The 9,221-nt window shown below is 34.5% G+C and carries 8 protein-coding genes and 4 pseudogenes; 6 read left to right on the top strand and 6 right to left on the bottom strand.

Going from position 1 to position 9,221, the window contains the following annotated elements; translation table 11 throughout:
• From N784_RS15390 to N784_RS15375, 4 genes and pseudogenes are all read left to right on the top strand, one after another.
• Positions 1 to 315, top strand: a pseudogene (locus N784_RS15390) (hypothetical protein); the annotation flags it as partial.
• 30 nt (positions 316 to 345) lie between these two features.
• Positions 346 to 953, top strand: a pseudogene (locus N784_RS17290) (aminoglycoside 6-adenylyltransferase).
• 150 nt (positions 954 to 1,103) lie between these two features.
• Positions 1,104 to 1,601, top strand: a complete 498-nt coding sequence (locus N784_RS15380; RefSeq protein ID WP_036836396.1) for a kinase — start codon at positions 1,104 to 1,106, stop codon at positions 1,599 to 1,601.
• Between the two features lie 235 nt (positions 1,602 to 1,836).
• The gene (locus N784_RS15375) at positions 1,837 to 2,706 is read left to right on the top strand and encodes an AraC family transcriptional regulator (protein WP_036836393.1); all 870 of its coding nucleotides are present in this window, start codon (positions 1,837 to 1,839) and stop codon (positions 2,704 to 2,706) included.
• A 196-nt stretch (positions 2,707 to 2,902) separates the two neighbouring features.
• Here N784_RS15375 and N784_RS16445 read toward each other — a convergent pair.
• The 4 genes and pseudogenes from N784_RS16445 to N784_RS15360 form a co-directional block, all read right to left on the bottom strand.
• A pseudogene (locus N784_RS16445) lies at positions 2,903 to 3,061 on the bottom strand (IS256 family transposase); the annotation flags it as partial.
• Between the two features lie 687 nt (positions 3,062 to 3,748).
• On the bottom strand, positions 3,749 to 4,399 hold the full coding sequence (locus N784_RS15370; protein WP_036836392.1) for an ABC-2 transporter permease: 651 nt from the start codon (positions 4,397 to 4,399) through the stop codon (positions 3,749 to 3,751).
• The gene (locus N784_RS15365; protein ID WP_036836391.1) at positions 4,400 to 5,251 is read right to left on the bottom strand and encodes an ABC transporter ATP-binding protein; all 852 of its coding nucleotides are present in this window, start codon (positions 5,249 to 5,251) and stop codon (positions 4,400 to 4,402) included. It abuts the gene before it with no gap.
• Positions 5,252 to 5,996: 745 nt separating this feature from the next.
• On the bottom strand, positions 5,997 to 6,269 hold the full coding sequence (locus N784_RS15360) for a transposase (RefSeq protein ID WP_036836398.1): 273 nt from the start codon (positions 6,267 to 6,269) through the stop codon (positions 5,997 to 5,999).
• A 146-nt stretch (positions 6,270 to 6,415) separates the two neighbouring features.
• On the opposite strand from N784_RS15360, the gene N784_RS15355 reads away from it, so the two are divergent.
• Together N784_RS15355 and N784_RS15350 are read left to right on the top strand one after the other, a co-directional pair.
• A complete protein-coding gene (locus N784_RS15355) occupies positions 6,416 to 6,748 on the top strand; it encodes a PadR family transcriptional regulator (protein WP_036836390.1) in 333 nt (110 codons plus the stop codon).
• Position 6,749: 1 nt separating this feature from the next.
• Positions 6,750 to 7,361: an HAAS signaling domain-containing protein gene (locus N784_RS15350; RefSeq protein WP_036836388.1), complete on the top strand. Its 612-nt coding sequence runs from the start codon at positions 6,750 to 6,752 to the stop codon at positions 7,359 to 7,361.
• A 110-nt stretch (positions 7,362 to 7,471) separates the two neighbouring features.
• Here N784_RS15350 and N784_RS15345 read toward each other — a convergent pair whose 3' ends face one another.
• Both N784_RS15345 and N784_RS15340 read right to left on the bottom strand, forming a co-directional pair.
• On the bottom strand, positions 7,472 to 8,215 hold the full coding sequence (locus N784_RS15345) for a putative immunity/bacteriocin fusion bifunctional protein (RefSeq protein WP_036836384.1): 744 nt from the start codon (positions 8,213 to 8,215) through the stop codon (positions 7,472 to 7,474).
• Positions 8,216 to 8,492: 277 nt separating this feature from the next.
• Positions 8,493 to 9,221: pseudogene (locus N784_RS15340) on the bottom strand (IS30 family transposase); the annotation flags it as partial.

Here is a 9,221-nt window from a genome sequence, read left to right as displayed (position 1 = left end):
CAAGAGCTATTGGAAGAGTTAAAAGAGCGTGGTGTTGAAGACAAGTCAGTAATTGATATTTTACGAAAACGCACAATGAATCATGTTGGGCGTGGTTACTCATTTGAAGCCCTAAGAGCAAAGATTTTATTCACTCAAGCCTATCGTAAAGTGAAAAGGAAAAAGAAATTCAAAGATGTTGAAGTTACTTTCGGAAAAATGTTACCTGATCAATTCCCAAATTGGGAACAAACTGGCTATGAATGGGTGTTTGAAGAAATCTATGGTGCTGATTTTTCCACACTTACTAAGGCAATGGAGGACGGTTCTTTTTAACCCTCTTTCCACACTATTTTCCGATTACCCATGTTATTTACGGATGGTAACCGGATTGACCTAACACTTCTAACAAAAGAAACAATGCTTGAAGGGTATGGAAAAGATAAACTTACGATTCCGTTAATAGATAAAGATAATTTTTTACCATCAATCCCCTCTCCTTCAGATATAGACTATCATGTAAAAAAGCCAACCGAAGGCCAGTTCAATAGTTGTACAAATAATTTTTGGTGGTGCTTACAAAACGTTGCGAAAGGCATATGGCGTGATGAGCTGCCACATGCAAAGCTAATGTTTAAAAATACAACAAGAGAGTCTTTGGATGAGATGGTCAATTGGTGGATTGGTGGATTGGAATTGAATATGATTTTCAAGTATCAACTGGGAAGATGGGAAAGTACTTCAAAAAGTTTCTTCCCGAATCATACTGGGAAATGTATCAAGCAACATATTCCGATGGCAGTTACGAAAATATATGGGATTCTGTATTTATTACCTGTGAATTGTTTCGGGCGTTAGCAAGAGACGTGGCAAAATCTCTTTCGTACACTTATCCAGCTGATGACGATAAGAACATGATGGAATATCTGCATTATGTAAGAAAATTACCTGCTGATGCAAAGGGAATCTATTAGTAATTGAAGCACCCTGCAAAGTTAGTAGGGTGCTTATCTATTTAACAAACGGGAGCGTTTCTGTAAGCAGAGACGCTTTTTTATTAAAACGGGTCAGGTTACATAACAGCATATCTAATAAAATAATTCAAAAACTTGAGGGAGGATAATATGGAATCTAGGCTAATTATCATACGAGGAAACTCTGGTAGTGGAAAAACAACGACTGCGAAAAGTCTTCAAAACCATTTGGGGCATGGAACACTATTGGTCTCTCAGGATGTCGTTCGCCGTGAAATGTTAAAGGTTCACGATAGAGACGGGAACCTATCAATTGATTTGATTAGCCAAATCGCAAAATATGGTAAAGATAAATGTGAATTTGTTATTGTGGAAGGAATCTTGTATAAAAGACGTTATGGTGAAATGCTTAATAAATTAATCCAGTCCTATAACCAAAATACATATACTTATTATTTTGATTTATCCTTTGAGGAAACAGTGATACGTCACAACTCTAGTTCGAAAAAGTTCGAATTTGGAGAAGATTTCTTACGTGCCTGGTGGAATCCAAACGATTACCTTGGCGTGGATGGAGAAACAATACTGACTAATGATATGTCACAGAACGATGTATTGAAACTGATTTTAAATCAACTGCAAAAGTAACTATAGGTTGCATGGCTTCAATTTTTTAGGGGCATTCAATGGAGTAAAGGATGTTGATGTAGCTTTTAAAAAGTTTGATCAAACATGTTCTAAATGAATGTGCTCTATATAAAATTCTTGTTACACTAAAGCTACCCTTTCATACAAAAGTGAATCAAACCTGCCACAACAAAGCATTAATTGACAGGATAGGTTTTTTTTAAGTTGCTAAAATGACAATAAGGAGTTGAAGGCCATGGCATGGGTGGAGTCAATACAAAAGGCAATTGAGTACATGGAAAAAAATATTTTGAAAGATATGACGATAGATAGCATTGCTAAACAAGCCAATGTGTCACCTTTTCATTTCCAACGAACGTTTTCAGTTTTGACAGAAATTACGGTTGGTGACTATATAAGAAGGCGGCGATTAACATTGGCCGGAGAAGACTTGCTGACAACAGACGAGAAGATTATTGACCTTGCCTATAAATATGGCTATGACACTCCCGAGGCTTTTTCGAAGGCTTTCCGCAGACAGCACGGCATTACTCCAAGTGAAGCGCGAAAGAATAAGGGAAAACTGCAATCCTATTACCGCCTGATCATCCAGGTAACCTTGAAAGGGGCAGAGCCAATGAAGTATAGTGTAGTCGAGAAGAATGCGTTTCAAATCATTGGGATTAAGCGAGAATTTTCTTGTGTGGCAGAGGAAGAAAACGTAGCAGGCATTCCTGAATTCTGGGAAGAGGTCAATCAAAATGGAACAAGCGATTTGCTGTTTCAATTGAATGACAGGGTAGTAAAAGGAGTTTTAGGTGTTTGTGGAAAAGTCAGTGAAGAGCAAAAAAAGGCAAATGTGTTTAATTATTGGGTGGCAACCTCGTACGCTGGGAAGGTTCCAAAAGGGATGCTTAGCTTAGAAATCCCTGCTTCCAAGTGGGCGGTTTTTGAAGTGCACGGAGCAATGCCTGCTGCTATGCAAAATGCGTGGAAACGGATTTTCTCCGAATGGTTCCCTTCCACTGGGTATGAGCATGCGGGTACACCAGAATTTGAATTATATACGGATAAGGATTCCAATAGTCCAGATTTATACTCAGAAATCTGGATCCCAATTAAATAAATTCATCATGTGTATACGATTTTCGGTAAACGGGCTCGATTGTTGAACAAGAAGTAAAGGAGTTATACATATTATTCATGGATAATATGTATAACTCCTTATTTTTTATGACTTTTTTGATTTAAGGTCTTAATAATATTTTGTGACTGTCAATAATTTTGTGTAAATAACTTTATACCTCTTCTTGTAGTTCTCATCACTCGTTAAACATTTCTTCTAGTTCAAATCTTGCTTGGCCAAAACCGATGTTGCAACGTGTGGCGAAACGCTGGTTGTATTCCTCAAACTGGGTTACGAGAAATCTATCCAGTGATTCTTCGTTGTGGAATTGTTCCTTGCGCTTGCTGTATTTAGAAAAGAAATAAGAAAAAACAGCTCAAAAATACGCTTATCTCCTCACTCTCTTATTCTCACCCGTGTTCTTACGAATTCTATAGAAAGCAATATAAAAACCACCTGAACACGCTACTGGCAAGGGATTGAACAGATATTGAACATAAGGAAAAGGACTGAATCACTATTGGATCCAGCCCGAATTTGTATTGATTTTATGATTGAATCGATATTGAAAATAAATATTTTTCCTACTTTTTGCCATGTATCAACTATTTAACAGTAGGTACCGACTTTTTAGCAGAGGGAAGTGGAAAGTAACAGGGGGATAACTCTGTAGCTGTGAAATAGTACTTACATTTTACACGAAGCTGTTATGGGTTGTTTTATTTCAACCACAGTTTTTAGGTGTTGCACTTAATATTACAATTCGTCATATATAAAAATATAATGATGAATAATATATTAGCAGTAACACTAAAAAATTGAGACATGCTAGAGAAAATCTGCTAAAACACTGCTTTCTCCAGCATTTCACTTATATAACTATAATGAATATATTTAAACGATTTCATTTTTGAAGATAATCGTTATCGTTTTACGTGTTATTGCTAAAATTATATTATCCTACACCAATACTTGATTCTTCTTCTGATAAGTAACCGATTACAATTAATATCGCCTTACTAAGAAAAAAACATTGTGTATACTAAAACTCTTTATTTTTGTATATAAATACAGAAATGAAAAAGGAAAGAATATATATGATAACACCAAATATTGTATAGGAAATGGAAACGTATAAAGACTGACTTAAATGTGGTAGCGGGAATTGTTTTATTAGGTAGCCAATTACGCTTTGTAATCCAAAATATGCAAAAAGCCCCCCAAATGCACCTCCAATTGTAATAGCATCCGATTTTTCTGCCCCAAAAATATAGAGGAGTGGATAAGCTATCGCTCCGGCATTAAGAATTATGAAAGTACCTGAAGAAATACTCTTAAATATCCCATCATCGATTGGTGTATCTGAAACTAGACCATGTACATAAAATATGCCATATGATAATAAAGTACCGATAATTACAACTAAAAAATAGAAAAAGTAGTGGCTTTGTACAATATTACTTCTAGTAACCGGTAAAGTAAGTACGTACTTGTCATAACCAGACTTACTCTCATATTTAATAACTTCAAGTGCAGGAATCGCCGCAAAAAAGATAGTGAACATAGCAATCAAACCGTACATTGAAGTATCTCCAAAATAAAAAACTAATCCAGAACCTAATATCGCTACTCCCATGAACACAAAGAAAGTTCGATAAACTAGGTAATAGTTTGTTAATAATAAACCCCTCATTTATTTTTCACTCCTTGTCAATAAGACGCTAATCTCTTCTATTGAGATCGCTCTAGGAGTAATCCCGTTAGGGAGTTTGTGTACATCTGACACGAGTACACTAAAATAAGAACCATGGTTCCTTTTTGCCACAATTATATCTTTGTTAATTAAGGTTAGTTTTCCCCCGTCAACATCTACAATTGCATAACTCTCCAAAACCTTATCTGTCTCTTCACTTAATAAAATTTCTCCATCTTTTATAATAACAAGATGTGTAGCTATTCTCTCTACATCACTCATAATATGAGAAGAAAGTAATATACCACCGTTACTTTTACTCACAAAACTTTTTAATTCATCCAACACCTCTTCCCTTGATGATGGATCAAGACCCCCTGTTGCTTCATCTAGAATTAATAATTTTGCATTATGCGACAATGCAACGGCTATAGACAATTTCATTGACATTCCACGTGAGAATTTATCTATCTTCTTATTCATAGGTAAAGAAAAAGAATTAACTAATCGATAAAAATTGTCTTGGTCCCAAGAATCAAACATCTTTTCAAAAACCTTATTTAATTGTTTTACTGTAAGGTGAACCGGTAGATTCATAGCATCAAATACGACTCCAACCTTTTCCTTAATCTTGACATGTTTGTTTATATTTTCTTCACCAAATATTTTAACTGTACCGGCATCTTTAGAAATTAATCCTAGTACTGTTTTAAAAGTTGTTGATTTACCTGCCCCGTTATTACCAATAAACCCAACAATTGATCCAGGTGGCACATTAAATGTAATATTTTTTAGGACGACTTTATCATCAAATGATTTTCGAACATTTTTAATTTCTAAAAGGTTTGACATCCTTTCACTCCTATCTTAGTGGTTAGAGCTCTTACTAGAAGAAATTCGAGTTGCTCGAAACCTCATAATTCCTTCTTATAATCTATCAAGGTTAACTTCTTAACTTTCTGATCTATAAATATGATTGTTGCACCTAATTAGATAAGGAAGTCAAATAAAATTAATTTAATTTATAGATTTATTTGTTATTTATATTGTCTAAGGAGAAGTATTCATACATATTTTTCAAGAACATACAATTAAAAATGGAGAAATGAAGAGAAATAGAAACCACTCCAGCGTTTGACTCTATCATTTTTATAGGTACTTATGCCTGCTCATCGGCTAAAGAACTGACAAGATCATATCATACGTGAAAAGGGATGAGATTCATACGCCAAATTCTTCTGCATCTAATGTAATATCCAATCGGAACTAGAAGTATAACTATAATGAAACATGCAATATAAAAAGATTAAAAAAACCAAAACCACAGTAAAAATTATAAAATTTGTTATATATTACACATTGTAGAGTGTAATTCAATTTATTACAATATATTTCTTTTGATAATTTTAGAAATCCTATGAACTACGACCTCCTCATCAATTCAATTTCCAATTCATGATACGCTGAATACGGTTGATACTACCTTGATCGCCTTCTAGCTTTAACACTTCAAAGATTTTAGGGGGCACCGTAACGACCATCACTTTCTTTGTGGATCTCTTTCATTAAGTAATGTGGTCAATCAACTCTTGGTCATCTATTTTTGTGCGAATATGGTCATAGCCTTTTTTAAGATCTCTACCTCTTGTTTGAGACGCAGGTTTTCCTTCTGGATCGCAGCGACTTCTGCGGCAGTTAAGTCCTGAGCCCCTTCAATAGGAGAATGGAGTTTAATCCATTTATAGATCGTTATTTCTGAAACACCATATTCGCTAGATAATTGACTGACGGGTGTACCCGAGCGATAAAGCTCGACCACTGTTTCTTTAAATTCTTGACTGTATCGTTTTTGTTTCAAAACTGGACACATCCTCTCGTTCATTTCATCATAATGACCTAATAGAGGTATGTCCATACACCTATACTACATCCACGCTATATATATAGTATAAGTACATATATCGCATTGCCACATAATATTCAATAATGTATAATAAAAATCAAGAGGTGAGAGCAATGGAAAATGACAAATGGCAACTCCAGTTTAAAAAAGGGGTTATAGAATTAACTATTATGCTGCTCATTCAGAAAAAACCCCTATACGGTTACGAGATTACATCTACATTGAAAAACACTTCATATCTAAGTTTGTCTGATGGAGCAATATATCCTATCCTTAAACGATTGGAAAACAACAAATGGTCCTATTCTTTCTGGGATAATCCAGTAGATGGTCCAAGACGGAAGTATTACCAACTTACAGAAAAGGGTAAAGAGATTCTAGAAAACCGTATAAACATATTTAATGAATCTTCAAGTGTAATTAAAACAATTAAGGGAGCTGAGTAGTTTGAGTTCAACTATAAATGGATATTTGAGTAAACTATCAGATAATCTTAAATCATTACCGGAGGAAGAAAGAGAAAGTATTGTATGGGAAATTGAAATTCATTTAAAAGATAGAGTAAATTCATTAGAGAATGAAGGGTATAGCAATGATGAAGCTGTAAGTAAAATTTTAAGTGAATTTAAATCACCTTATTCTCTTTCCAAAGATTATTTAGAGGCGTATGATGAAATTAGAACCCAACAAAAACCAACCATTTCATATTTTCTATTAAATATAGGAATAATGGGTCTTGCAATTTTATCCTTACCTATCTTAGAAAGAGAGTTAGAGCTTGCTTGGATAGTTTTAGGATTGCCTGAAGTTATTTGTGGTTTAATTACACTCATTATGTTAAAGAAAAAAGATACCTTTATATTAAGTTTCTTGAAAATCGGTCCAAAAATTTTACTTTCAATGTATTTCCCGATATCATTACTTTTCTTTTGGATAGCTTTAATTCAAGGCAATGGATTCGTAAGTTTTTCATTATATTACATGGTTGCTTACTGGTTGCTTTTATTAATTTATTATTTGGTTATTAAAAATGTTTCGTCAAAACGCATTACATTATAATATGGCGTAAATCACTAAAAATATTATAACAAAGATAAACAGTTACAGGGAAATTGGTCCTGCAACCGTTTATCTTTTACATATTAAATTCTACAACAATCAGAACTATACTAACAGAGTCCAGCACCCCATACTGTAGTACAAGCAGCCGTGCAAGCTGTAAATAGTACACTACCCGCAGGACCAGCAGCAAATGAACCTACACAACCAGCCATACAAGCTACATTACCAGAGAAACCACAAGCAAATTTATACCAGAAACTATCTTTATCTATCCTAGTGCTTATTTGTTCATATACACTATAATGAGTTATGCTATTTTCTAAGTTTCCCTCACTGAAATCTTCATAAGTAAACTCTTTATGTAGCATTAATTGTCCCTTTTCATCAAAGTCTTTGTAATCAACAACTTCAGAATCAACTTCGAAATAACTTAACTTTAAAACTTCTTTGCTTTCTTTTTCAACAAACACGGTTATCAGATCATAGTCGATTTCTTCCATGGAATTTTCATATAAACTAGTTACTTGTAGGACATCTCCATCTGCATAATCATTTTCACCTAGATTTATAACTTTAGTTGTAGCATCACTGATAGAATCATGGTTAACATTGTTCTCAAAAGTAGAGCTTGTTTCTAATGCTCTTAAAATCTCACTTTTTTCTTGGCCCTCAACGTAATTGACATCGTTTTCATCCAATTCGCCATCTGTAACCCCACAATTACAATCCTCACTGTTTTGAGTAGAAGCTAAAGCTGAAAAAGAGCTAGAAAACATGAAAGTAACAATAGTTAGTAGCATTAAAACTGTGAAACTTTTACTTTTTGATAGTCTTTTAGTTAATGTTGACATTTTATATACTTCCTTTCCTTTTTTTGTTTCAGTGAGATTCTACCCCTATTAAAATTGACCTCCTTCTTATTGTAAAAATATGGTGGATTAATACTATAAATGATCTTAACATTTCTGAAATACACTGTAAAGAGAATAAAGGAAATTATAAGTAAAAATGGTTCTAATTTGGTTAATCACCGTAACTCGGGGTTGACAATAAAACTGAGAATTCATCATCAAAAAGAGCTACATATTTATCAGTTTACTCTTAGAAATCTTTATGTTTGTTAGTTTGTCAAATTAAGTGCAACAGTTCTTCCTGAAGGGCCTCGTGTGCAGTTTTCCATCCAAGACATTTCCTTGGGCGATTATTTATTAAGTTCAGTGCTTGTTCCAATTCATCCGTTGTCACATGATCAAAGTTGGTTTTCTTAGGAGAGAATTCGCGTAGTAAACCATTGCCATTCTCGTTACTACCACGTTGCCAAGAAGAATACGCATCTGCGAAATACACTTGGATATTTAAATCTTTTTCAAGTTCATTGTAACAACTGAATTCTTTTCCACGATCTGTTGTAGCAGTTTGGATAGACCTTTTGGCAACTCCTCATGTAAAAGTTTCACTGCTGCTTCCATTGATTTAGCGGAACGATTTGGCATGAGAATCCCTTTATACGAGCGCGTTTTGCGTTCAATGAAAGTAGCCACGCAGCCTTTTGCTTGACCACGGCTAGACACTACTGTATCTAACTCCCAATGACCGAATGTTTCACGTTTACGGACTTCTTTGGGACGTTTGGAGATCGGTGTACCAATGTTAAAGCGACCTCGTGTTTCTTGTGGTTTTTGTTGTTTTCCTTTTTGGCGAAGAACGGTTAAAGGAACCTCTAATAAGCCATTGTAAATCCAACGATAGATGGTTTTAAAACTGAGTTTTCCTTGATACAAGCAGCCGACAATCTGTTCAGGTGACCAAGTTTCCCCCAACTTTTCTTGAACAGTTTCTTTTAACTCAGGCGTACAT

The sequence above is a fragment of the Pontibacillus litoralis JSM 072002 genome (assembly GCF_000775615.1).
Taxonomy (GTDB): Bacteria; Bacillota; Bacilli; order Bacillales; family BH030062; genus Pontibacillus; species Pontibacillus litoralis.
Note: the sequence above shows the minus strand (reverse complement) of the source record. Positions and strands in the feature narration are given on the sequence as shown.